Source organism: Chryseobacterium sp. ON_d1 (genome assembly GCF_006829085.1).
In the GTDB taxonomy this organism is placed as follows: Bacteria; Bacteroidota; Bacteroidia; order Flavobacteriales; family Weeksellaceae; genus Chryseobacterium.
Genome location: NZ_BJTC01000007.1, coordinates 260,186 through 284,672 on the forward strand (window position 1 = coordinate 260,186; position 24,487 = coordinate 284,672).

A 24,487-nucleotide genomic window follows, 5' to 3' on the forward strand; every position below is an offset into this window, starting at 1 on the left:
CCCAAATTATTCGTCTATGAATTTGAACTGATTTTCGAAAAACTTACCGATAAGGGGAAGAGGCTTCTTAGCTTCACTGGCGGCATTAATGACCCCGATGACAAAAAGAATGAAGAGTACGATTCCAATGTAATTGATAAAATAAAGCATAGGTGCCAGAAAAAGAATAATCCATAAACCTAAATTAAATAGCACGGATATGATAAAAAGGCCGAGACCCTGTTTCAGATGGTAAGTCACAAGGTCGCTCTTGGGGGTGATATCATGCCTTTTAATGTAGGCCACTAACCATCCAATAATTGTAATGTAGGATAAAATCGCTGCTGTTTTGCTTTTCATAATCAACTATTTTTCACAAAAATATCACAAGTTCAATTTCTATTGACAGCAGATTGTTTTTCAGTATTTACGGCTTTGCATTTATCTTGTTTGGATTTTTATCCGGGTTATATACTACTGATCTTCGTTTTTCATGATTTTAAAGAAGCGTTCCCTGTTAGCACGGGATATGGGTATGATATCATTGTTCAGCATGTTTATAAACCCGTCCTTTGAGAAGTTGGCTACAAAATCTACATTTATTAAATGGGACTGATGTACCCGTATAAAATTGGGGGAAATAAGTATATCTTCATAATACTTCAATGGTTTGGAAACAATAATCTGCTGCCCGCTTTTTAGAATAAATGTTGTGTAGGAACCTGAGGTTTCGCACCGGACAATGTTTTCGAGTTTTACAACATGCATAGCTTCTATGGTAGGCAGCACTATTCGGTCATGTTTTTTTGCAGTATCAGAGGAAGGGTCAATAACAGTTTGAAAATCCATGTACTGAGATTTTTTGAGTGCCATACGCTCAAGGGTTTCGCTCAGCTCATCATAGTCTATCGGTTTCAGGAGATAGTCGATAGCATTGAATTTGAATGCCCTTATCGCATGTTCCTCATAAGCGGTAGTAAAAACAAGATGGAAGTTCTTATGGTCAATCTGTTCAAGAACATCAAAACCGGTCCCGTTTTTCAGCATGATATCCATAAAAACCAGGTCTGGCTTTAAACGGTCAATAATTTTGACGGCTTCCGGGAGCCCTTCGGCATAACCGATAATCTGGATGCTATCTGGCGCTGCCATTTCAAGAAGGATAGAAAGGGCCTCTCTCAGATGATATTCATCTTCTATAATAACTGCTTTGTACATTTTTTATAATATTGGAATATTGATAGTTATTGTGCATCCCTTATCGGAACTCTGTTTTGAAAAATGAGGAATAAGCCTGTCTGATCCGTTCTTTTCATACAAGGCCAGTCTTTCATCTATTATTTTAATAGCCAGCGGATCATGATTGTGTTTGTTTTTGTCTTTTTGGGATGCTTCCATGCCAATTCCATTGTCCTTGATAACGCAGATCAATACCTGTTCTGCTGTTTTTTTTGCAAATGTTATTATCAGGTTTCCTTTTCGCTGTGTCAAAGGCTTCAGCCCGTGTTCGATCGCATTTTCCACCAAAGGTTGTAGGAGCAGGGGCGGTATTTTTTCGTACATATTTAGCTCATCTGCAAATTCGAACCTATAATCAAATGAATGGTTAAGTCTCAGCTGCTGCAGTTCAACGTAATTTTTCAAGTTTTCTGTTTCTTCTTCCAGGGTTACCGATTCTTTCCTGGAATGATACAAGGTCTCCCGGGTTAGTTTTGCAAACTTATTAAGATAGGTGAGCGCTTTTGTTCGGTTATCTTTCAGGATAATGCTCTGAATATTTGCAAGGCAATTAAAAATAAAATGGGGGTCCATCTGAGACTGAAGAAAGCGCCGTTCCAGCGAAAGCTTTGCCAGCAGGTTTTCAAGACTGTCCTTTTCCAGCAGGTTGAGTTTGAGCTGGTCATTTATTTGCTGCTGCTTCAGGTTATCAGCCTGTTTCTGGTAAAATCGCTTTCTATAGTAGAAGGAAATAAAGATAAAAATAACAATAACAAGCAAGATCAGGGAAATTACATATCCAAGATCCTTATTTTTTTCCTGAAGCAGTTTCTCATTCTCTAAGTGTTTTATTTTGCGGATTTTTTCAGCAGATTCAAATTTTATTTCCGCAAGCTGCAGATTCCTTTGCATTGTTTCATCGTAGGTGAGGCGATTATATTTGCTAAAAGACTGGTCATATAGATAATACGAAGAATAATCATTTTGCCTTGCGGCGACTTCCTTGAGACTTGAATAAAACTGGGCTAATATTTCATGGTCTTTATATGGTAGTCCTAGCTGATAAGCAACTCCGTCCAGAAACAATTGCTTTGCTTTGCTGTACTCGCCCTGATATAACAGATACTTTCCACGCAATCCGAGACTATTTCTGTATGTAGCCTTCACACCATATTTTTTGCTTATGGCGATGGCCGTATCCAATTGTCGTATAAATAGCTTTTCATCCATCAGTTTTGGCCGCCTTATTAACAATGCTGCAAGGTTAAGATGAGAAATGGCAATGTTACTCTTACTGGGAATTCTGGTATCGTTCTGTGAGGAAAAGTCTGCGGTCTGTTTTAAAAATTTCACCGAATTTTTCCATAAGGAAATGTTATTTTGGTCTTTATCTGTCAAACCTGTCAGATAAGACCCCATTGCCAGACGGGCATGCAGAATGCTTTCGGGATCTGAAGACTGTTTGGCATATTTCATGGCTTCGCGCACATATTTTTCGACCCGGTCATCCGAACTTAAAGAAAAGCTATAAGAGATATCGGCGCATATCTGAGCGCAGAGGGCATAATTTTTATACCTTTCAAAAAGTGTGTTGGCTTTAAGCTGGTAATTCAGTGCGGCTGTATTGTCATCGAAATAGGACTTAAGATTTCCCATGACCATATAAGCGTAGGCCTTTGCGCGCTGATCACTGGTCTGTGCGGATATTTTGTAGGCTTGCTCTGCATAGTTATTGAATTCCTTCGGGTTATTCAGTCTTCGATAAGTTAGCGCTAAAAAGGTAAGACAGATCACTTCATCCCTTTTCGAATTTGATTTCCTGGCCAATAATAGCGCACTATTGAGCATTTGTTTCGCTTTGGCACTATCCGTAAATCTGCAGGAATATCCCTGGAATGCCAATGACTCTATTTTGGAGTCCTGCGCTTTCAGCGAACTGGTGAATGTCGTAAATGATATCAATATTGCAAGGAAAAAAAAGAGACTGTTTAAATACTTGTGATCCATAAAATTCTGCAATATTTTTTGCAAATATAGCTATTATATCAGTGTTTCAATTTTTCGAATAGGGATCCAAACTGATATTTTTTGTATTGAATATGGTCGTTGACAGGTGTATTGATACCGATGCAAAAATATATCCGCCAAATAAAAAGTAGAAGCGTCCAGATACAAATTGCCTCTTGTTGTCAATAGCTTTAAAATAGTAATATTGATCTACTAAATTTACCAAAACACATCATTCTATGTATTTTATGGAAATATTTAAACCGCTGAAATCTGTCCTGTTTTTATTTTTAATGATTTCTGCGGCCTGTAATGCCCAGACCGGGGAGAAAACCAAAAATAAGATCGAATTCTTAGTGAAAGGTAAAGACGGTATACCCATCCATGCAGCGCGGGGGGTATCGTTGACATTCAGTAACCCGAACAAAGGTGCGTCTTTTAGTTTTGCGTCCCCCGGTGAAAATAAAAAAAAAGAGAAGAAATATTTCCTGACCATTGATTTCGAAAAGATGAGTCCTGAAATCCTTAAATTGATGAAGGATTACGACAGTGATTTTTCTGGTGAACTGCGGGTCATCGGTAACGCTGACAATCTTCTTTCACAGCACATCGAATTTTCCGGTGCATCTCTGGATAACGTTGCCTACCAGTGTACACTGGACGAGACAAGCATGTTCCTATACCTTTGGTGCAGCAAAATCAGTGTAAATGGCGTAGAACTTAATTAACTATGGAAAATACGTTTAAAAATTTTAAGAAAGTAGGAAACCGTTATATACTCAAGCGGCAGTATGGATTCGGTATATTGATCGTGACTGGTCTTGCGGTTATGGCCTGGGTCGGATATAATTCAGATAACAAGGCTATGATGTGGATTTTTGGGATCTTCGCGGCAATATGTTTTTTATCCATTTATACAGAGCGCATGGTGATTGATTTGGATGCAAAAACTTTGTTTATCAAAAGGGGATTAAAAGCAGAGATCAGTATTCCATTTTCTGATATTGGCCATTACCAGATGAGCAGGTTGATTTACATCTTTATACCGGTCAATACTTCACTTAATGTGTGTTATTTTACCGCAGGTGAGGAGAAGTTCGCTATTGTCGCACAGGGCCTGTCAAAGCGGGCTATGCAGGATATTTTAAATGATATTGAAGCAATAACACTTCCTTATGCCGGAAAATAGCAAGTATAAAATTGTTGACAGCGGCAGGATTTTTAGTTTTAAGCCCAATCGCTACAGCCTTAAACTTTCAGTCTGGACACTTGGTGTTATTTTGTCACTGATCCTGTTATCCACTATCTTTTATCATCATCTCACCAGAGGACTGGTCATTCTGCTTGCTGTTCTTGGCCCATATCTTATTCTGCACAGCCTTTATGATATTTTTATACGGGCCGAAATCTGTTACCTGTTTGACCGGATGGATCGGACAGTATTTAGGAAAAAGCCTTTTTTTCCTAAGAAAAACCTTATGCCCTTTGAAGAAATGGTCATTTTTACAAGCACCAGTGGCGGCTATTGGCATTATGCCCTTGGGGCAAAAAATAGTCATTTGGTAAAAAGCTACCGGATCAGTGAGGATTTTAGGAATGGCAGAGTGAAATCCTTGAAGGAATCAGCATATGAGGTTGATATCTTAACAAAGCTCTATGAAATGACGCAATTGCCTGTACGTTAAGGATATTTTAACTGCAGAGAATACAAGCAAAGATATAATTGTATTGGTTTAACTGCTCAGTTGATCATTTTCAGCGGTCGGTTTTTCCGGATTTAAAACTAATTACACAAAAGCAAATGAAAGATACACTTCATCAGAACGCATTAAAAGCACTTGCCGAAGGCAGTTATGGCTTGGCAGCAAAATTTTGGCTTGACGGATATTCCCTTCCTCGCGGTTTTGAGGAACTCCATAAAATATATTGCCGTATCGATAGCCTGAATGAGGGTAGCATTGATCCTGATCTATGTGCAATATTGGGTCTTATAGCACTTGACAATAACGAAGTATTTGAATCCGACAGGGAGAAAGCCTTAGAAAAATGCCTTGACTGGGCTACTAGCGGTCTGCAAGTTGATCCTGACCATTACCACTGTCACCGCAATGCCGGTTCTGCGCTTTACTGGCTTGAGGACTGGGATGGAGCTCTGAGTTATTACGAAAGGTCCTGTCAATTACGATCCTCTCCAGTATTAGAGATACGAATCTTTAGGATGCTCAATAGACACAGCAACAGTCCGGACTTTTCGCAGCTTCAACCCTCAGTACATTCGCAATCTGCTATGGAGCTATACAATGCCGGGGTTGAAATCGATTATATTCTAACTCAATATGCCGATATGCCCGAAGCTGAAAGCCAGCGTCTTACTGAACTGAAAATACATCTCTACAACCAATCCTACGAGCTTTATAGAGCCGCAGTTTTGACCGACCAGAATGATAGTCTTAATTACGACCCGCATACATTCGCCATGTGTTGTAACAATCTTGCGCGGGAACTGAATTTTAAACAGGCATATCAGGAAGCAATCACTATTGTCAACGAGGGTATAGCACAACGTAAATTTATGGTGATTCTTCTCAACAGGATGTATATTTATATGAGCGCCGGCATGCATGAGAACGCCATTGCCGACGGTAAGGAGCTTTTGAGAGAATATTCTGAAGAAATGGACTTTGTGACCCTGATCAGCACTATTGACGGGGTATGCTTGAGCCACGCAGATATCGATCAATATTCGGGAATGCTGTATTGGGCCGACCAAGGACTTGAACTCTATCAATCGGTAGATCCGGGAGACTCGGTTCTTCAAGAAGAAGAAGTTGTACGCTGCGTGACCAATTTCTACATATCTAAATCCAAGGCAATGTCGATGCTCGGCCTAGAAGTCAATAATTCCGAGGATGCTGAGCAGGCTGACTCCTTACTTGAAAATATGCCCGACAATCCGAGTCTGATGATCAGCAGAGGAGAAACTTTTGCAAGGGAAAAACAATGGGAAAAGGCCCTTGAATGTTACGATCAGGTAGTACATTTCGGGCTGGAAAAAGGAATGGCGAGAACTGTTCAGGTGGCACTGTACAACCGTGGATATGTTTTGGAAGCGCAAATGAAAGATAGCGAAGCAGCACTTGAAAGTTTTGAGCAGAGCATTGGGCATGGAAACAAAGATTTTTGGTGTTATTACTGGGCTGTACACAGTGCGTACCACCTGACAGAAAATGAAAAAGCTGTATATTATGGCACAATAGCAATCTCCCTGTTGGCTGAACAGAAAGAAGTAAAGGATGATATTGCGGCAGAATTATATGAACATATCGGTACTTCGCTGATTGATATGGGTCAGTATACCGAGGCGGTGAAAAATCTTGAAATTTCACTTAAACTTTTCTATAATCGCATTACAGAGGATAACTTAAAAATTGCAAAGGCGAAAGCGAAGGAACCAACAGGTTTTTTTAGAAAATTTTTCGGTGGTTAGCAAAACTTTAGTCTTTTAAACTTAATATTGGAGTATGAAGGGAACAATCATCAGAAAAATTGAAAAGTTGGACAATGAGGCTCTTTTAAAAATCATCAGAGCTGTTTTTGAAGAGCATGATGCACCAAAAGAGGGAACTGTCTATTCCGATCCGACGACTGCTGACCTATATGCACTTTTCAGCAAAGAAAGCGCAGTGCTTTGGGTAGCTGAGGTAGATGGTGTCGTGGTCGGTTGTTGCGGGATCTATCCTACTGATGGACTGCCTGCTGGCTGTGCAGAGCTGGTTAAGTTCTATCTCGATCCAACGGCCAGGGGGCTAGGGATTGGTAAAGCGTTAATGAAGAAAAGTATCGAAAGCGCAAAGAGTCTTAGATACGATAAGATCTACCTGGAGAGCTTTCCAGAGTTTTCAAAAGCTGTAAAAATGTACCGGAACCTGGGATTTAGATTACTTGAAAACCCATTAGGGAATTCTGGACATCACGCTTGTTCTATATGGATGCTTCGTAGTGAAGAACCTACCAAAATTAAGGCTTTATAAATAGTTCATTGTTAATTTAAACTTTGTAAGACATCTTTTATAATCTTTAAATTGGGGCGTCATCCTAAATCAGTTCTTAGCTTTATTTGAAAAAGGAATTTAGTTATAAGGAATATAACTAAACTCCGTATTATTTACTTACTCACTTAGAGGAATAGTTTTAATATAGATACCAAGTTAAGCTGTCATATTTGTTTATTGAGCAGCGGTTTCTAATTTTCGGGCCACATCCAACATCTTTTTGGCAAATTCCACTAATTTTTCATACAGCCTGATATGCATTTCAAGGTACGTTAGCTGCTTGGTTTGATATTGCTGTCTGTAAAAAAACAAATTTGTTTTATAACGTTCTAGGTTTGTTAATGCGGTATCTTCAAGTTGACCGGAAGCAGTTAACCAATCTTCTTGATCTATTTCTTTAATGGCAATTTCAACGTCATTAGAACCAGGATTTTTCTGCATGTCTAGCCTCCATAATTCCAAATAGCCTGACTTCTCTATTAAGGCAGTAATCGCTTTGTCGTGTTCAGGATCCGAGAGCAAATGTTCTGTCAGTTGATTAAATGTCTGTATATCCTTTCCAGTGATTTCCCTGGCACTGGAAAAGATATGATTGTTTATTGCTACCTGCTGGCTTAGCACCGTATTCTCTTCTCTGGCATATGCAATCTGTTCGTCACTTGCCTCCGTCAAAACATCGTTTATAACGACTATTTTTTTCGAGCTTGTCAGGTCAAATGGAGTACAGTAATTTGGATCGTCAACTATTTGTAGCCCTGCCTCGGCATAAGCCTGAGCTACAAAGCGGGTACAAAATTGCCTGTTGTGATCAAAATCTGCCTCTGTGTGTTCTTGTACAGTTCTCCTCGCTTCGTCTCCGGAATATTCAGTACCAACTTTTGTACGAGCTATATCAACTACCCCCTTTATGAAATGGGGGTCTTCTAGTCTTTTGCACGCAATGCGATTGCTGCTTCAGTACTTTCGAATAACATCCTGCGGGTATTTTCTGCTTGTACCCTAGGACCTTTATTGGAATGTATATGACTGGAGCCTCCCGTATACAACATGGCGTGGTGATAAACAGAACCAGTCTTATCTTTCATGATCGCACTTAGTCGTGGGTCGACATTTAGCAGCAAAATGTCCCCCTCCTGAATTTTCGTTAAATCGAAAATGTATTTTTCATATTTCTTATGTCTATTTAATAGAATTGATTTTTGAATGTTTGTCTTTAGTTATATGGGATAAATTAGTCAACCATAAAATTTCTTTTTTGCTTTAAAATTGAGGTTGTTCCAATTTTTTAAGGCAGGGAAGGGCTCAATTATGTCATAAGTTCTTTCAAAACTGAGGTTACTGCTTTATTTGTTTAGGGCATTATAAATACGTAGCGCTACCTCTTTATCATTTAAATAGCCTTCAATACCATGTTTGTTGCTTGTACCATTTAGAACTTTGTTATAATTCGTAATGATAGGATCAGTGGTAAAATATGGTTTTTCTAGAGGGAACAATGAAACTGCATCTTTTTTATCAAATGCATTGTACCATCCTGATAATGAGCATGGGGGATTAAGCAATGGGCTTTCGAGATTTCTTTTAATGACTTTCATACCCAGTGGCGAGCCCACTGTAATAATCTCTTTAATGTTCTTGATTTTGTACTTGCTGAGGATATTATAAGATATCACTGAGCCAAGGGAATGTCCTATCCACACACATTTTTCTCCTTCTTTTGGAAGTGAGCCTGAGACAAAGTCATCTATGGTTTTTCTAATGACAGGATTTCTGAGATAGTGGAAGACATCATTGGTAATTGCCCAGAGGGTTGCCTGCGCAAAATCTGATTCAGAGTCTATCGCCCTCAGAATTGCCAGGACCCACGGCCAGTTCTGCGCGCCCTTTTCAGTAACGTCCAGCTCGCTCAATTCGGCAATCCTCTGATCGGTGATCCCTGCATTTGTCGCCACAGTACCCAAAAAATCAGCACAGAACTGTGAAAATTTAGGATCGATGCCACCGGAACCTTTTTCCACGACTTTTTCCTGAAAGTTATTTCTGTCACTGATGAGGTTCATCAACATTTTACCATAATAAGGGAAAATGATGTCTTCTTCGGAGAGGTCCAATGTCAAATTACTTTTTTTAAGTCCTTCTTTGAGCGCTTCTATCCATTCTTTTTTTAGTTCCTCTTCGTCACGGTCCTGCTGGGAACGCCCATGTAATAATACTAGTTTCATTTTTTTGGTTTTCTATGGTTATCGTTAATTAGTTTAATAAGTATTTCTGTCCCCTTAGCGGAGAATGTCGTCCATAATCCAGGTTCCAGATACTTTGTGGCCTCTAAAATATCTTCGCTAATAAATTTCTCATATAAGTCTCTATAAGCCCATCCACTTGACATTACCGGACAAAATGAGGCTATCGACGTTTCATCGAGCTTTCCTGCAAGCATTGCCACATCAAAAGGAACCACTGGGTTATCCAGGATCATATAATCATAAACAGACCTGATCTTTTCAAAATTTCCCGTTTCCCTAAACGCATAAGCCGCGTAAAGTCCTAGAGAGGGATCAAGCGCTTTTCCATATCTCAGAAAACTTCCGGCATCATCATATCCCAGTTTGGCGAAATCAATTTTTTTAAATGCGTCTTCATAATTGAAACCATTATTGGCCGCAATGGCAACAAGATTTCGTTTTTGAATGATCATTTCTTTTTTTTCCTGATATTGTAAATAATTGTAAGAGTTTGATTTGACGGGTGTGTAATTGATGGTAAAGAGATAGCCATCCTTAAATATGAGCTGCGCGACAAAGCCTTCAATTACAGCAACTGGGATCGATCGTCCATTTTCTAATAAGAGCAGCCCATAACGGCTATATCTGTAAGGCTGTTCATGATGAAAAGATATTGAATTCGCATTTCTGTATCGCCAGGGCATATTTCCCGCATAGGCAGGAGTGATAAAATCAATCATCGTTTCACCGATCAGTTCTATTCCGGTATAGTGTTCGTAAACAGGATCTCTAAATAGCTTATCGGATGCAAATACATTTTTCTCAGCTACATTTTCCACCTGAGTCGCGAGATTATTCTGATCTGACTTGTTGTTCCATAGATTTATCGAAAGGTCTTTGACATCCTTGAGAACATTTACTTTGAACATTCCTGGATCTGCGGGCTGTACTTCAGGTTTGCTGACTATCCAATTTTTCAGCATTAGGTTTTTCCCCTCCAGATCAGTGAATGTTGCCAGGGGATACTCTGTTTTATGGTTTTGTACCCTGATTTCAGGAGATTGTCCCTGCGTGACACCGAACGCTCTGCTTTCGACATATTCTCTAAGTTTAAGATCAACTTCCGGAGCCGAAATAATCCATTTTTGATTTTCTTCCCTTAAGCTCTTATAATTTATATCAGCCGAAAGCTTTACAGGATCGTAGTACTTTGAAAGGTATCTCTTTATTTCGGTCCCGTCATCGATGTCGTTATTAACGACAGTTTCCGGGACTTCCCCAGATAGATATTCTATCAGAGATTCTGTAAATATTCCATGCGCATCTTTAAGATTGTCACCTGCAATTTCGTAGGCTGGCGCTCCAGGTCTTGTTGCATAGAAAATGTCGATAGTATTGTTTGTGTCGACTTTTTGTTTTGCAAATATGGTCTGACCACTGGTTGGCTGATAGTAATCAGTCGGTAAAGATCTGCAGGCATCTGATATGAACAGTACATATCTTATCTGGCAGTTTCTTGCGTCATCTGCTGATCTTGTCAAGCCGATTATTTCATTGTCGTTTTCACCACCTTCTGAAAGATACCAAAACTCCTGATTGGGTCCCCGGGAGATTCCATGCCCTGAAAAATACACAATGATCTGGTCATATACCATTTCTTCAAGGCATCCCTTTATAAAATCGTAAATTTCCCGAACCCTTACAACGTTGCCTTCCTCGTCAATAAATAGTTTTGTCTGGTACCCATGTGCGGAAGCCCATTTGGAAAATTCAATTGCACCTAAGGTTGCGCCCTTGAGCCGTGCGAAATTATTGACATTATTCACCCCTATGCAGATCGCGATTTTAGACATGGTTAATAGTTTTTGGCTTTAGATATAAATGTAATAAAAAAATGTTATACAGATTAATTTAATCAGTATAATTTTCTAAGCAACTACAAGTTGTAAAGACGTCAAGAAGTAAATCATTATGACTAAAATCCTGTCCTTCGGGGAAGCTTTTGATTTCTACTATTGTTCCTGTCTTAAATTCCAATGATATCCACGATGCGCCATGCAGATCAAATTGCGGTGATGAACCGAGGTAGGATTGTAGAACAACGTATACATGAGGAGTTAGTCGTAAAAATAGCTATTATGCTAAACTTTTAGAATCAGATAGGATCTGATTAAAATAGTTGATGTAGAAGAAACTGTATAGTATGCAAGAAAAACATAAATGCTTATCTAGGTGGTTTGATTAGTTGGTTAGAGTCCTGATATTTCTATATCAGAGCTCATTTTTAGAGTGGTATGTTACGTTTTTTAGTAATGTCACATATAAATTTTAAAAATTATTATGTTAAAAAAATATAAAGATAATAAAGGATATATCTAAAAAGTGCATGTTGCCGGTGCACAACTGTGGCTTGAACATATCCCAACTATACATTAAATTTGGGGATAGACTCAAACTTGATAGAGGCTATTAGATTTAGGTTAATTATCCAATGACACAGTTTGAGTTACACTCCCGGATCGATTATATTTTATTTATTTCCTCTTTTCTTTTTTTAATAAAACTTGTAGGTTTAATACCATTAAGCTCGCTAAATAATGCTGTAAAAGTTTGTCTTGAGCTCATTCCACAGTCATTTGCTAAGCCTTCGATAGTATATTCAAGAAATTTAGGGTTTTGGTATAATTCGTGTGTAATGTATTCGATCCTTAGTGTATTTAAGTAAGTATTAAAGTTATTACCTTTGTATTCGTTGATAACCTGTGATAAATATGCTGTGTTTGTATTAAATCTCTTTGACAAATCAGATAAGGTCAATCCTTTTTTTCTAAACTCTTTTTTATTTTCAAATGCTTCAAGTTTACGCAGAATATCTGCTATAATATCTGCCGCTAATGTATTTTTATTTTCTTTTTTCGATTTTGAAAGTTCCTGGTTTTCATTAAATATGGTTTCAGTTCCTTTCTGCTCTTTGATTAATTTCTGTTCAAGTTCTAGGTATTGTTTTTGAACCGCCCTTTGCTTTTTATTTCTATAGAAGAGTATGGCGCTAAGGACTGCTATAATTGCAACTGATCCAAGTAATAATTTTATAGCATTAGAATTTTTGCTTTCTAACTCTATTTGTTTATCTAATAAAGTTTTTGTTTCATATTCCCTGTTGATTTTAGATGATAAATATTTGAAATCCTTTCCTAAAATATTATCAGCCTTCAATAGTTGTTTAGTAAAATAAAGTTCTTTCTGGGGATTGCCCGATTTATGATAATGATCTATCAGAATTTCATAGTTCTCTCTAACTTCGGGAAGAATAAAATTTCTCTTTTGAAATATTGAGTCAACCTTAGTTAGATAGGAGAGTGCTTTCTTTTCTTCATGAATCTGTAAATATGATTTTCCTATATAAAAATAGCAAACTGAAGCCCAGCTGAAGTCATCGATGTTTGTTAATGATGTTAAAGCATTTGAAAGATTTTTTATCGCTTCGTTGTAATTACCTTTGCGGTATTCTGATATTCCTAAACATTTCAAAAAATATGATTTTTCAAGTACGAAATCATTAGACTTCGGTAAGTTAGCTAAGGCATAGCCTATTATTGAGTCACTCTTTTTATAGTTATGTATATTTCTATAGCATACTGCCTGTTGATGAAGACTGTTAAAATATCCTTTCTGGTTGTTAAAGATAGTGATTGGATGGGCATCACTTCTGGCAATATTTTCAAAATAACTGACACATCTTGTAAATAAATTCAGCGCTTCATCGTAATATCCCAAATAGCTTTTAACAACTCCAAGATGATAAATGATAGTATTCTTTAAATATTCGTCTTTTATATCTGTAGAATATTTGTAAGCTTTAAGATATTCATCCAGAGCTGGCTGATACTTTTTGAAGAAAAAATAATATATGATACCCCGAGTGAGATAAGCATTACTTATTAATTCATTATCGTTGGATTTCAGAGAGTAGAGCACACAACTGTCCGCATAGACTATTTTTTTGTTTCTGTCCTTCGTATAAAAGATCAAGTCTTTGTATGCTTGAAAGATATTATGATAATCATTTTGATTTTTTGCCCTTAATAGATAATTTTTAACATGGGGAATTGCCTTTTCGTCATTTTCTTCAAAATTAGCATAGGTATTTCTGAGGTCCATTAAGCTTCCTTGATTAAAATTACTTTTGGTTTGCGCAAATAAGTAAATTGAACAAACCAGAAAGAAAAATATAATTCCGCATTTTCTTAATTCAACCATAAAAAAGAATAGTGTAAGTTCCAAATTTAGCAATTATTGCTATAATAGCCTCCTTTCATCAGCTAAAAATCAATAAAATTTGATAAACCCAATGAACCTCTCCCTATATGATTTATTTCTTTTGTAAAATGATTTTAATTGTTTGAAATTCAATGTGTTGCTATTGTTTTGATTTAAAAATTATAACAGAATGATTTATAAATTAATACAATGTTTCGAAAAAGCGGAGGGTTCAAATCTCTAATTTAGCACCAAGCTTATTAAAATGTCCGGCGCCGGATAAATTATTGAAATATTAAATATGAAAAGATTTATCCCATTTTTAGCAGCTATAATTATTATAGCATTATTAAACTCTTGTAGCAAGGATGATGAGATGTTTGTTGAAAATCCACATGCTAACCAAGTACTACGATCAGGTAATATCAATATATATGAGAAACCTGCGTCTACTGTTGTAAAAGGTGATAGTACAAAAAGTCATACGAAGGATGAAGTCAAAAACGATCCTGTAAAAAACAGCAATCATTGGCGAATTAAATAAATAGTAGTTTCAGTTAACAATCTTTGCAAAAAATTTTAACTGAATAAAGCTTTTATAAATAACTAATAACTGAACCTTAATGAACCTTACGAAGACGATAATACTTTTTTCAATGTTCTTTGTGTGTTGTAAAGTGGAGCTCGCATATGCTCAACAATACACAATTACCGGAAAAGTGATTGATGGAAAGAGAAAGCCTGTAGAGTTTGCACATGCCAGCCTCTTAAGGAATGATATATTGTATAAGAAAGCTTCGACAGATAGTCTAGGTACTTTTTCATTGAATGCAGAAAAAGGCAGTTATGTGCTGATTTTAGAACAGTTCGGAAAAGAACATCTTAAACAAAAAATAGAAGTAGTCACTAATGCTGAGTTGGGTGAATTGCAGATTGATGGTTCCATTTTAATAGAAGGGGTATCGGTAATAGCAAGACGAAAAATGATTGAGCAAAAAATTGATAGAACTATTTTTAATGTCGAAAACTCAATAGTTTCACAGGGTATGAGCGGTTTGGATGCATTGAAAAATTCTCCTCTAGTTCGTGTCCAAAATGATAATATATCCATTGTAGGAAAGGGTGGAGTATCAATCATGATCAATGAGCGTATGGTGAACCTTTCGGGAAGTGAGTTAACAAACTATCTTCAATCACTCCGTTCGGAGGATATTTCTAAAATTGAAGTTATAACCACGCCACCTTCCAAATATGAGGCACAAGGTAATAGCGGTATTATTAATATTGTTATGAAAAAAAATCCTAATCTTGGATGGAGCGGAAACATAAACAGCTCGTATCAAAGAAACTCTTACAACGGTTTTAGAACGGGTGCAACGATAAACTACAAATCTCATAAAATAAGCACATCGCTTAAAATCAGACAATACGATCTGTCTTTTAAACCAACAGGAACCAGGGATCTGATAGGATCTGAAAATAGTGTATATACAAACGAAACCAGAAAGGATCAGGCGCGATCGGTTGGAGTCAATTATAATTTTGATTACAAAATCAACGATAGGCAGAACATAGGTTTTATATATGATTTTAATACCTCGAGGTACAGTATGGTTGCTGAGGGTGTCAGCATTTATAAGACACAAAGAGTAATTGACTCCAGTTTAATCACCGTTCAAAAGCAGTTATGGAAAACACCCACACATACCTTGAATGTCTATTATGATATTAAATTGGACACTGTAGGTAAGAAGTTAAGTTTTACTGCCAACTATTTGGGTAATAGACCTGATAAAGCAAACGATTTTAACACAGCTAATATTCTTATGAGCAGTAACGAAACAGTTCGCAACATAAGTTTAATGAATTACAAAATTTATTCTGGCCAGGCTGATTTGCTGCTTCCCTTTAAAACCTTAAATATTGAAGCTGGAGCTAAATACACTTTATTTGAAAATAATTCTGATGTGAAGTATTATACATTACACAATTCGGATTATGTTATCAATTCGAACAACAGTAATGTCTTTAATTATAAAGAGCAAAATTTTGCGACTTACATAAGCGTTCAAAAAGATTTTAACAATAGATGGTCTGCAAAAGCGGGCTTAAGATATGAATATACAGCTTTGGAAGGAAACAGTTCCAATCAGGAAAACGGAAAAATAACTAACAATTATGGTAAGGTATTTCCTACTGCATATCTTAGTTTTAAACCAGATGACAACCATGCTTTTTCACTTAATTATGCTAAACGAATTAGTCGTCCGGACTTTCAGGACTTAAATCCTTTCAGATGGTATACAAATCCATATATGTATTTTGCAGGGACACCTTCACTAAGACCCTCTTATAATGATAATGTTGAGTTATCATATTCTTTTAAGGGTAAGCTGACTGCTGCATTGTATAATGAGTACAGCCGTGATAATACTTCAAGCATCGCTCGATTAGAAAATGGGATCTTCAGTAATATTGTTGAAAACAGTTATGATCAGAATAAAATAGGTGTACGGCTTGGTTATTATGATACATTCTTTGGAATTTGGGAAAGCTCTATCAGTTCCAATGCCAATTACGCGGTAACAACGCCTAACATATCTGAAGTTGAGAGATTAAAACTGTTTTCATTTTCATATTCGATCTATAATACTATCACTTTGAATAAAGAAAAAACTTGGTTTTTAATGTTAAATTTCTGGCATGATCTGCCTTTTACCTATGCAAACGTTAAGATGAAGGATCAATTAGATTTCTCACCAGGAGTTAAGGCATCATTTCTTGGTAAGAGGTTAAATATAAGCGCTGTGTTCAGCGATGTTTTTAGGACGCTGAAAAATCAGGGGTATTCATATAACAATGGTTATAGGTCAGAATTCTACAGCTATAATGATTATAGAAAATTCTCAATTAGTATGGCTTATGCTTTTGGAAACAGAAAAGTTAAAGGAACCATTAAAACTGTTGAATTTGACGAATCTTCAAGAGCAAATTAAATCCGATTTCCAGATATAAATCAAATACATTTTTATCTATGATATATAGATAAAGTAGAAAATATACGCGCGTGTGGGAGTAACTCGAAAATCCCTAAAAGAGTAGAGACTAATTTTTAAATTAAACAATCATGAACAAGAAATTCAGTAAATTACAGTTAAACAAGAAGTCGATTGCGAAATTAAACGATCTTCAATTAAACAAAGTAAAAGGAGGTAAACAAGGCGCTGTGGATCACGAGATCCATTGCCATGTTAAAACAGCAACTGTTGTAACAAAGGTTCAAAACTAATTGATCTTTTGGTCCTCCCTAAATAGTAAGGGAGGACCTTTTTCCATATTTTTTTTGCGGTTAATTGGTAATAACAAAAAAATATTAGTAGATATGGCCGATTTAACAACTACAGATTTTTACCTGATCAGAACCCCCCAATTCTCCTTATCCAAACTTTCAGATCTCAACAGACATATTCAAAACGGGGACATACATTCTACAAAAGAAATGTTTAAGGACGATCGTTTTATTAGCAGTATCTATTTCTCGTCCAGATATTTTTATTCTATAGCATTACAATGGATTAACAATGATGAAATAGGCTTTGATAGTATGGATAGAATATTGATAAGCTTATATAAATATTATTGTAGAATATGTTCAAGATCTACGCCTTATGGGTTATTTGCAGGATATTCAGTTGGAGAGATTGTTGAAGATAACTCGGATTTTGAATTTGCAAAACCTAGGACAACGCCTTTCGTAAGGCCGGATATGCTATTTATAAAACGAGTTAAAGATAAGATTCTTAAGGATAATGAAGATAGAGATATATTGTACTTTCCGAACAATACGTTGTATCGTATAGGTGAGAGCTTAAGATATGTAAATTGGGATGATCAGTATAATTATGAAATTTCAGAAATTGAAATGAATGATTTACTGGACAGGATTTTGTCGTCGGCAAAAAAAGGATCAACACTTAGTGAAATATCAAAGCTTATTGAGGAACAAATGCCTCAAGCAGACGGTACTGAAATAAGAGATTTTATTCGAAGTCTCCTTGAAAATAATTTAATTATTGATAGGCTACCTCCGTATTTGACAAGTATTGAAGAACCCATCAATGAAATGAATACATATTTTGAAAAAGTGGGAATCTTTGATGAAAACCTGAAAAATATAGCTCAAGTTATTAACCTTGGCAATTCTGAGATTGATATTAATAAGATTGAAAGCCTTGCTGCTGACTATAAGATTCCCGAAGACGATAATACTCAACTTTTTCAAGTCGATTTAAAAATCAATTTTTCTAAGAACAAGATTAATAAGAAGATACTCAAGACACTTATAGATAGGACTTCTGAGCTATCTAAATTAACTGGTAATTATAGTGACAACAGACTTTTGTCATTTTGTGAAAGTTTCACTCAAAGATTTGGAGAACGGGAAATACCGCTGTCTACAGCTTTAGATCCAATGTTGGGGATTGGTTATGGCCTGCAAACTAGCGGAAATGTAGAAGATACGCCGCTCGTTAATGATATTCTTTTCAGTTACAAACATACAAATAAGAAAGGAGTTGTTGTTCCTCCGATAATTCAGCTTATAATAGAAAAATATATTGATCATTTTAGTCCACACCATTTTAAGCCTATTTGTATTTCAGAGAAAGATTTGGACCAGGTCACCAATGTGCAGGAAGAACTGATATTTCATGATGATTATTGTTTATTTGGCGAACTAGTTTCAGATTCAATTGAAGATCTGGATAATGGTAATTTTAAATTCGTAAGTAAATCTCCATTGCCTACGGCGGGAATGAGTAATCAACTTTCCAGATTCGCTTATTATGACCAGACCCTTCGCAATCACATGGACCGCCTTATAATAAAGGAGGGTGAAGATTATATTTACGCCGAAATCATACACAGCCCGAATGATAGAACGAGAAATGTGCTATTAAGACCTAATTTTTATAATTATGAAATACCTTATGTCTCGAATTCTCAAACTGATCTAGCTCAAATAAATGTTAACGATATTATGGTCACCGTTCGTGATAACCATATTATTTTAAGGTCAGAATTGCTCAATAAAGAGATTCGACCACGTTTATCCTCTTCGTACAATTATGGAAGCAGCCAGCTATCAGTTATAAGATTTTTAGGCGATCTCCAATATCATAATAAGTATAAAGGATTTAGCTGGGATTGGTCTGTTCTTGATCATAGAAGTTATTTGCCAAGAATTGAATATAAGGAAATCATCTTATCGGAAGCAAGATGGAAATTATCACAGAATGTTGTCTCAAGTCGTCAAGAATTAAGAGGATTATTGGGAACACTTGCAATACCTCAATATTGTATATATAAAGATTATGACAATACACTTTTACTGGACATAGGCAATGAAGTTTGTCTAAATATAATTTTAAGTCTAATAAAAAAAAGAGATATATTTTTGTTCGAATGTTTTCATCATTCAAGTTTCATTCAAAATAAAAAAGAGAAGTTTACTTCAGAGGTTATATTCCCGTTAGTTCCGACACTCAGAAAGTCTTCAGCAAAAGATAATATCATCGATAAAATGTTGGATGGTAAAAGCATCATAAACGATTTTTTTCCAGGAGATGAGTGGACCTATTTTAAATTTTATTGCAGCCATTCTACAGGTGATAAAGTAATTCGTGAAGTAATTATTCCGTTTATCAAGCAAACCAAGCAAAAGGAAACTCAATGGTTCTATTTGAGATATGAGGATCCAGAGCATCATATTCGATTTAGGGTAAAAGAGCATCTGACGAAAAAACTGATTCACTCCATAAAATTGCTGATCGCTCCGCTCATTGAGACTGGCTATGTTTTTTCTTATAGTATTGATACTTATCAACGCGAAGTTGAACGATATGGGAGTAAAAACATCTTATTATCCGAAAGGTTATTTTATTATGACAGCGATGCGATTGCAGAATATATAGAATTGACGAAGGATGGGGATGAAGGTACAAGATGGAAGGCAGGCATTATTTCTATTGATATGTTAATGGATAATTTTGAAGTTGACCTGAAAGATCGAATTGATATTTTTGAGAAATTATATAATATTTTTTTGCCAGAGTACGTAGATCTAAGTCAAAATGGCGCAAGGAAAGCCTTTAAAATTTCAATAGAGAAGGAGTTAAGAATGCATAAAAACTTTCTGGACGATAGTATTAGATTAAAAAAATATGGAACATTTGATGACTTTATTGTTCCATTTAAGAATAGAACCAAGAGAATTAATAGCCTCACCAGTTTAATTAGGGGTAATACATCAGGTAATGAAGAATTCATTAAATTACTTCAAAGCTATATACACATGTCATTGAACCGGTTGTTCTTTACGAAAACAAGGATGCATGAATTGGTTATGTATTATTTCATGTACAATACTTATAAATCAATCTTTTATCGAAATGAAACCAAACAAAGAGTGTAAGGTGATTATTTCTGAAATAATTGCAGAGATAGATCAAAACAGTGTCTTATTTAAAGACCCCTCTATTGAAAATGGGAAAATGGGCTTGGCAATTTTCTATTTTTTTTGTCAGAAGTTTTTTGATGATGACAAGTATCAAAAGAAAGCAGAGGAAATGATAGAAGATTCCATTGGTCTGTTAACAGAGATTTCATTAAGCGAGATTTTTTCTCCAAAGTACAGAGGAGATTCCTTATCAAATATAATTTCGAGTTTTGGCAAGGGGCTTATGTTTGTACAGTATCAACTCAATAAAAGTTATGATTTTACAGAATATTATGACATAATAAATAATATACTTTGTAAATTGACTAAGAGCAGCTTAAAAGATCAAGATTTCGACTTTTTTAGTGGTGCATTAAGTTCCGGGCACTATTTTCTTAACAACTTTTATCATACAAAAAATGAGTTTTCAAGAGAAATGCTTCTAGTAATCGTCAAGTCGCTAAAAAAATATGCGATTTCCCATTCTGATAACCAGGTGTACTGGAAATCACCTTTTTATGGCCATCAGATTTATTTAGGAATTTCTCACGGTTCTGCCATGATTATTAACTTCCTTTGCAAGCTTTTTAAAATCGGTTTGCTTACCAAAGACTCTCATGCAGAATTGGTACTGCTGGAAAAGGCGGTAAATTTTGTCCTTGACCAAAAGCGGAATCTCAGCACAGGTTTCTTTCCCAACTTATATGGGGCTGATGGCGAAATCTCGTCAACACAATTTTCATTGTGTTATGGGGATTTAGGAGTCATTTATGCATTGAATAACGCCAGCAAAATTTTAAAAACCGGAAACCTCAGCGATAATATAAATTACTTGACTTATAAATGTTTACAACGAAAGAATGATATAAAATTTACATTTGATGCTACTATTTTCTATGGTGCTGCAGGTATTTATTGTGTTTGTAAGGATATGTACCTAAAAAGTGGAGATAATATTTATAAAAAAGCCTACCAATACTGGTATGACCAGATTACTACTTATCGCGATCCTGACTATCAGGCCATGGCGGGATTTGCTGAATCTTCTATTTATGATGAGGATAAGAACAATGAATCAGTGAAGTGGTCGTATGGATGGGGGATATCTGGTATCGGAATCTGTCTGATGTCGGGGTTAATGCCTGAATTACCATCAATAAGTGAAACTTTATTAATCGGCATTTAAGAAATGAAATTTATAGCACAACATGATCAGATGGACTGCGGGCCTGCTTGTCTGGCAATGATATCTGCATTTTATGGCAAGGAGTTCGGTTTACAATATCTTCGAGACAGAAGCTTTATAACGAGAGATGGGGTTTCATTATTGGGTATTAAAGAAGCTGCTGAAAAAATCGGGTTTGAATGTTTTGCTTCTAGCCTCGGTATAGAGGATTTAGATGGCAATATGTTGCCCTGTATACTACATTGGGACCAAAATCACTTTGTAGTGCTGCATAAAATCAAACGGAAAAGATCGGGACAACTCAGCTTTAAAGTTGCTGATCCGGGCCACGGTTTGTTATCATTAAACGAAGAAAATTTCAAAAAATCCTGGCTTTCGGATGAATACTGTGGTATAGCTCTCTTTCTGGAGCCTACAGAAAAATTTCATGAGTATAAAGTTCCTGAGGAGCAAAATCTAAGCCTCAAATATCTTCTCCGCTATCTGAGACCGCACAGACGTCAAATGCTGCTCATGTTTTTATTTCTATTTTTAGGAACGGTAACTACTTTATTCTTTCCTATCCTGACTCAGAAACTTATTGACAGGGGAGTAAATGCAAAGGATATGAACTTCATCGTTTACGTTCTATTAGCTCAATTATCATTGTTCATTGGTAATATTATCTTTGGTGTATTTCGCGATTGGGTTATGCTGACTGTGGGTACGAAAATTAACATTCAAATTATATCAGATTTTTTCAGAAAACTGCTAGAATTGCCTGTTAGTTTTTTTGAAACTAAAATAATGGGTGATTTTAATCAACGTATTCAAGACCATGACAGGATTGAGAAATTTCTAACATCGCAAAGTTTGCTTACACTCTTCTCAATAGTTACTTTTTCAGTTTTTTTCGGCATATTATGGTACTACGACTATCGTATTTTAATAGTATATATATTTCTTACTGCGGTAGCGGTCATGTGGTCTTTGTTTTGGCTTAATAAAAGAAAAATACTGGATTACTTTCTTTTTCGACAAAAGAGTGAAAATCAGGAAGCTATTTATGAGATTATAAATGGAGTAACTGAACTAAAACTAAATCAATTTGAAGAAGCAAAACGTAAACAATGGGAATCGATTCAGCTAAAACTGTTTAAGATCAATAGTCGTATCTTAAAGATAGACCAGATACAATACTCTGGCTTTGAGTTTATCAATCAATTAAAGAATATTATAGTAACTTTTTTGGCTGCATCATTTGTAGTTTCCGAACACATGACTTTAGGCGCATTATTAAGTGTGTCTTACATCATCGGTCAGATGAATAGTCCGATTAACCAGTTAATAATCTTTTTTAAATCATTGCAGGATGCAAAGCTGAGTATAGTCAGGCTTAATGAAGTGCAAAACCATCAGGCGGAGGAACAGGAGTACCTAAGGCCCCTGAATGTCAAAGATCGCGACCAAAATGATCTTAGACCAGCTGGAATCAAATTAAATGATGTCTCTTTTCAATATGAAGGCCCCAAATCTCCATTTGTACTTAAAAATGTGAATATTGAAATACCTGAAGGAAAAGTTACTGCCATAGTTGGTGCAAGTGGAAGCGGGAAAAGTACTCTTTTAAAATTGCTGTTAAGATTCTACGACCCTGTTGCTGGAGACATACATTTTAATGAAAATAATATACTTTCGTTATCACCAAAGAGTATAAGGAAAAACTCAGGAGTAGTTATGCAGGATGGTTACATATTTTCGGATACTATTGAAAAAAATATTACCACAGGACATGAACATGTAGATATAGCTCAATTAGAGCATGCGATTCAAGTAGCTAATATCGGAGCTTTTATTGAAGGATTACCATTAGGGATCAACACGAAAATAGGTGCAGCAGGAAATGGTATTTCTGGAGGGCAAAAGCAACGTTTGTTAATCGCAAGAGCTGTGTATAAAGATCCACATTTTATATTTTTTGATGAAGCTACCTCGGCCTTAGATGCAAATAATGAGAAGGTTATTCATGATAATTTGCAGAAATTTTTTAGTGGAAAAACCGTTGTGATTATAGCACATCGTCTTTCCACGGTTAAAAATGCGGATCAGATTGTTGTTTTGAAAAACGGGGAAGTAGTGGAGCAAGGTCATCATGGAGATCTTGTATCTTTTAAGCGTGAGTATTATGGTTTGGTTAAGAATCAACTAGAACTGGGTGACTAACTTTTATACAATGTTGACTTCAAAATAGATCTAAACACCTATTTCAAAATCAATATACTGCTATATAGTTACGCAGGTTTTATAACGTAGAGTTATGTTTATTTTTTCAGTCAAAGAGTTATAATAGGTTTTAAAAAGATAATAGACAATTTAACGCACGAATTTTTTATAAGAAGATTGTTTGACTTGCGATAGATTTCAATATGGTGCTAACAAAGATATGTTGGAGTGCTTAACAGTTGATTACCAGTATTAACAATTAGTTGCTAACCTTTAATTTAGGAACAGGAATAGGGCTAAGGTACAGATTTATTGAAAATCTGGAAGTCAATGTTCGTCGTTATGTGGTAGGATTTAATGAGTATATTAAAATGCTATAAGATGCATGTTAAAGACTATAATGATTCTATGTAGATACGAATGTCTTGAAGCCACCGAATAGCGAATTTATTTCTATATCAAGCAATTTTGTGTTTAGAACGTTTTTTGTGTAACTAAATCTCTATTTAGTGAAGTACGAAAAATGGCAGAGCCAGTGTTATCAATAACTAATTGGTATTCATGTAGCCAGGTCATCAACGAATACATAGGTAAATAACTTTAATAACCTTAAACCCAATTAAATCGCTCATTAGTTGTAGCAAAATAGGAAATTTCTAGATTATACTATTTAGAGTTTAGCTAATGACGGTGGCATGAATTCGAGACAATCGTCAACAAAAGTTACTAATAATTGTTAAAATGAATTAGTCAATACTTAATCTGACAGTTGTAATCAAATTAAATAACTTTAAAACAGATTAAGTATTATGACAACACAACAAAAAATCATCAAGAACAAATTAGGCGTACTTGAATTAGCACA

At 35.8% G+C, this 24,487-nt stretch carries 18 protein-coding genes; 11 read left to right on the plus strand and 7 right to left on the minus strand.

The features are described from left to right. Nucleotides 1-6: 6 nt before the first annotated feature. The 3 genes from CRS_RS13100 to CRS_RS13110 form a co-directional block, all read right to left on the minus strand. Entirely contained in the window at nucleotides 7-339 is a 333-nt protein-coding gene (locus CRS_RS13100) for a DUF4870 domain-containing protein (protein ID WP_142724476.1), read from the minus strand. Between the two features lie 114 nt (nucleotides 340-453). Continuing rightward, complete coding sequence (locus CRS_RS13105; protein WP_142724477.1) at nucleotides 454-1,197, minus strand: LytTR family DNA-binding domain-containing protein; 744 nt, start codon at nucleotides 1,195-1,197, stop codon at nucleotides 454-456. A 3-nt stretch (nucleotides 1,198-1,200) separates the two neighbouring features. Next, entirely contained in the window at nucleotides 1,201-3,204 is a 2,004-nt protein-coding gene (locus tag CRS_RS13110) for a sensor histidine kinase (RefSeq protein WP_142724478.1), read from the minus strand. 248 nt (nucleotides 3,205-3,452) lie between these two features. On the opposite strand from CRS_RS13110, the gene CRS_RS13115 reads away from it, so the two are divergent. The 5 genes from CRS_RS13115 to CRS_RS13135 all read left to right on the plus strand — a co-directional run bounded on the left by CRS_RS13115 (nucleotide 3,453) and on the right by CRS_RS13135 (nucleotide 7,235). Then, nucleotides 3,453-3,932 (plus strand): hypothetical protein, encoded by a 480-nt coding sequence (locus tag CRS_RS13115; protein WP_142724479.1) that lies wholly within the window; start codon nucleotides 3,453-3,455, stop codon nucleotides 3,930-3,932. Between the two features lie 2 nt (nucleotides 3,933-3,934). After that, nucleotides 3,935-4,393 (plus strand): hypothetical protein, encoded by a 459-nt coding sequence (locus CRS_RS13120; protein ID WP_142724480.1) that lies wholly within the window; start codon nucleotides 3,935-3,937, stop codon nucleotides 4,391-4,393. Further along, a complete protein-coding gene (locus CRS_RS13125) occupies nucleotides 4,380-4,889 on the plus strand; it encodes a hypothetical protein (protein ID WP_142724481.1) in 510 nt (169 codons plus the stop codon). The genes CRS_RS13120 and CRS_RS13125 overlap by 14 nt, the downstream gene beginning before the upstream one ends. A 116-nt stretch (nucleotides 4,890-5,005) precedes the next feature. Beyond that, on the plus strand, nucleotides 5,006-6,691 hold the full coding sequence (locus CRS_RS13130) for a hypothetical protein (RefSeq protein WP_142724482.1): 1,686 nt from the start codon (nucleotides 5,006-5,008) through the stop codon (nucleotides 6,689-6,691). Between the two features lie 34 nt (nucleotides 6,692-6,725). Then, a complete protein-coding gene (locus CRS_RS13135) occupies nucleotides 6,726-7,235 on the plus strand; it encodes a GNAT family N-acetyltransferase (protein ID WP_142724483.1) in 510 nt (169 codons plus the stop codon). Nucleotides 7,236-7,430: 195 nt separating this feature from the next. Here the strand turns inward: CRS_RS13135 and CRS_RS13140 are convergent, their stop codons facing one another. From CRS_RS13140 to CRS_RS13155, 4 genes are all read right to left on the minus strand, one after another. Next, the gene (locus CRS_RS13140; RefSeq protein WP_142724484.1) at nucleotides 7,431-7,928 is read right to left on the minus strand and encodes a hypothetical protein; all 498 of its coding nucleotides are present in this window, start codon (nucleotides 7,926-7,928) and stop codon (nucleotides 7,431-7,433) included. Nucleotides 7,929-8,599: 671 nt separating this feature from the next. After that, entirely contained in the window at nucleotides 8,600-9,478 is an 879-nt protein-coding gene (locus CRS_RS13145) for a hypothetical protein (protein WP_142724485.1), read from the minus strand. Further along, nucleotides 9,475-11,331 (minus strand): caspase family protein, encoded by a 1,857-nt coding sequence (locus CRS_RS13150; protein ID WP_142724486.1) that lies wholly within the window; start codon nucleotides 11,329-11,331, stop codon nucleotides 9,475-9,477. Before CRS_RS13150 ends, CRS_RS13145 begins: the two co-directional genes overlap by 4 nt. 670 nt (nucleotides 11,332-12,001) lie before the next feature. Further along, nucleotides 12,002-13,762 (minus strand): tetratricopeptide repeat protein, encoded by a 1,761-nt coding sequence (locus CRS_RS13155; RefSeq protein WP_142724487.1) that lies wholly within the window; start codon nucleotides 13,760-13,762, stop codon nucleotides 12,002-12,004. Nucleotides 13,763-14,039: 277 nt separating this feature from the next. Between CRS_RS13155 and CRS_RS13160 the strand changes: the two genes are divergently transcribed. The 6 genes from CRS_RS13160 (at nucleotide 14,040) to CRS_RS13185 (ending at nucleotide 23,622) form a co-directional block, all read left to right on the plus strand. Next, nucleotides 14,040-14,282, plus strand: coding sequence for a hypothetical protein (locus CRS_RS13160; protein WP_142724488.1), 243 nt, complete (start codon nucleotides 14,040-14,042; stop codon nucleotides 14,280-14,282). Between the two features lie 79 nt (nucleotides 14,283-14,361). Then, complete coding sequence (locus tag CRS_RS13165) at nucleotides 14,362-16,734, plus strand: TonB-dependent receptor domain-containing protein (protein WP_142724489.1); 2,373 nt, start codon at nucleotides 14,362-14,364, stop codon at nucleotides 16,732-16,734. Nucleotides 16,735-16,865: 131 nt separating this feature from the next. Further along, nucleotides 16,866-17,027 (plus strand): class I lanthipeptide, encoded by a 162-nt coding sequence (locus CRS_RS24830; RefSeq protein WP_142724490.1) that lies wholly within the window; start codon nucleotides 16,866-16,868, stop codon nucleotides 17,025-17,027. Between the two features lie 93 nt (nucleotides 17,028-17,120). Then, complete coding sequence (locus tag CRS_RS13175) at nucleotides 17,121-20,210, plus strand: lantibiotic dehydratase (RefSeq protein WP_142724491.1); 3,090 nt, start codon at nucleotides 17,121-17,123, stop codon at nucleotides 20,208-20,210. Then, nucleotides 20,188-21,420: a lanthionine synthetase LanC family protein gene (locus CRS_RS13180; RefSeq protein ID WP_172617066.1), complete on the plus strand. Its 1,233-nt coding sequence runs from the start codon at nucleotides 20,188-20,190 to the stop codon at nucleotides 21,418-21,420. Before CRS_RS13175 ends, CRS_RS13180 begins: the two co-directional genes overlap by 23 nt. A gap of 3 nt (nucleotides 21,421-21,423) precedes the next feature. Continuing rightward, the gene (locus CRS_RS13185) at nucleotides 21,424-23,622 is read left to right on the plus strand and encodes a peptidase domain-containing ABC transporter (RefSeq protein WP_142724493.1); all 2,199 of its coding nucleotides are present in this window, start codon (nucleotides 21,424-21,426) and stop codon (nucleotides 23,620-23,622) included. Nucleotides 23,623-24,487 lie beyond the last annotated feature (865 nt).

Coding starts and splice junctions, on each gene's coding strand:
- CRS_RS13100 (WP_142724476.1), bottom strand. CDS start 339: ATGAAAAGCAAAACAGCAGCGATTTTATCCTACATTACAATTATTGGA.
- CRS_RS13105 (WP_142724477.1), bottom strand. CDS start 1,197: ATGTACAAAGCAGTTATTATAGAAGATGAATATCATCTGAGAGAGGCC.
- CRS_RS13110 (WP_142724478.1), bottom strand. CDS start 3,204: ATGGATCACAAGTATTTAAACAGTCTCTTTTTTTTCCTTGCAATATTG.
- CRS_RS13115 (WP_142724479.1), top strand. CDS start 3,453: ATGGAAATATTTAAACCGCTGAAATCTGTCCTGTTTTTATTTTTAATG.
- CRS_RS13120 (WP_142724480.1), top strand. CDS start 3,935: ATGGAAAATACGTTTAAAAATTTTAAGAAAGTAGGAAACCGTTATATA.
- CRS_RS13125 (WP_142724481.1), top strand. CDS start 4,380: ATGCCGGAAAATAGCAAGTATAAAATTGTTGACAGCGGCAGGATTTTT.
- CRS_RS13130 (WP_142724482.1), top strand. CDS start 5,006: ATGAAAGATACACTTCATCAGAACGCATTAAAAGCACTTGCCGAAGGC.
- CRS_RS13135 (WP_142724483.1), top strand. CDS start 6,726: ATGAAGGGAACAATCATCAGAAAAATTGAAAAGTTGGACAATGAGGCT.
- CRS_RS13145 (WP_142724485.1), bottom strand. CDS start 9,478: ATGAAACTAGTATTATTACATGGGCGTTCCCAGCAGGACCGTGACGAA.
- CRS_RS13150 (WP_142724486.1), bottom strand. CDS start 11,331: ATGTCTAAAATCGCGATCTGCATAGGGGTGAATAATGTCAATAATTTC.
- CRS_RS13160 (WP_142724488.1), top strand. CDS start 14,040: ATGAAAAGATTTATCCCATTTTTAGCAGCTATAATTATTATAGCATTA.
- CRS_RS13165 (WP_142724489.1), top strand. CDS start 14,362: ATGAACCTTACGAAGACGATAATACTTTTTTCAATGTTCTTTGTGTGT.
- CRS_RS24830 (WP_142724490.1), top strand. CDS start 16,866: ATGAACAAGAAATTCAGTAAATTACAGTTAAACAAGAAGTCGATTGCG.
- CRS_RS13175 (WP_142724491.1), top strand. CDS start 17,121: ATGGCCGATTTAACAACTACAGATTTTTACCTGATCAGAACCCCCCAA.
- CRS_RS13180 (WP_172617066.1), top strand. CDS start 20,188: ATGAAACCAAACAAAGAGTGTAAGGTGATTATTTCTGAAATAATTGCA.
- CRS_RS13185 (WP_142724493.1), top strand. CDS start 21,424: ATGAAATTTATAGCACAACATGATCAGATGGACTGCGGGCCTGCTTGT.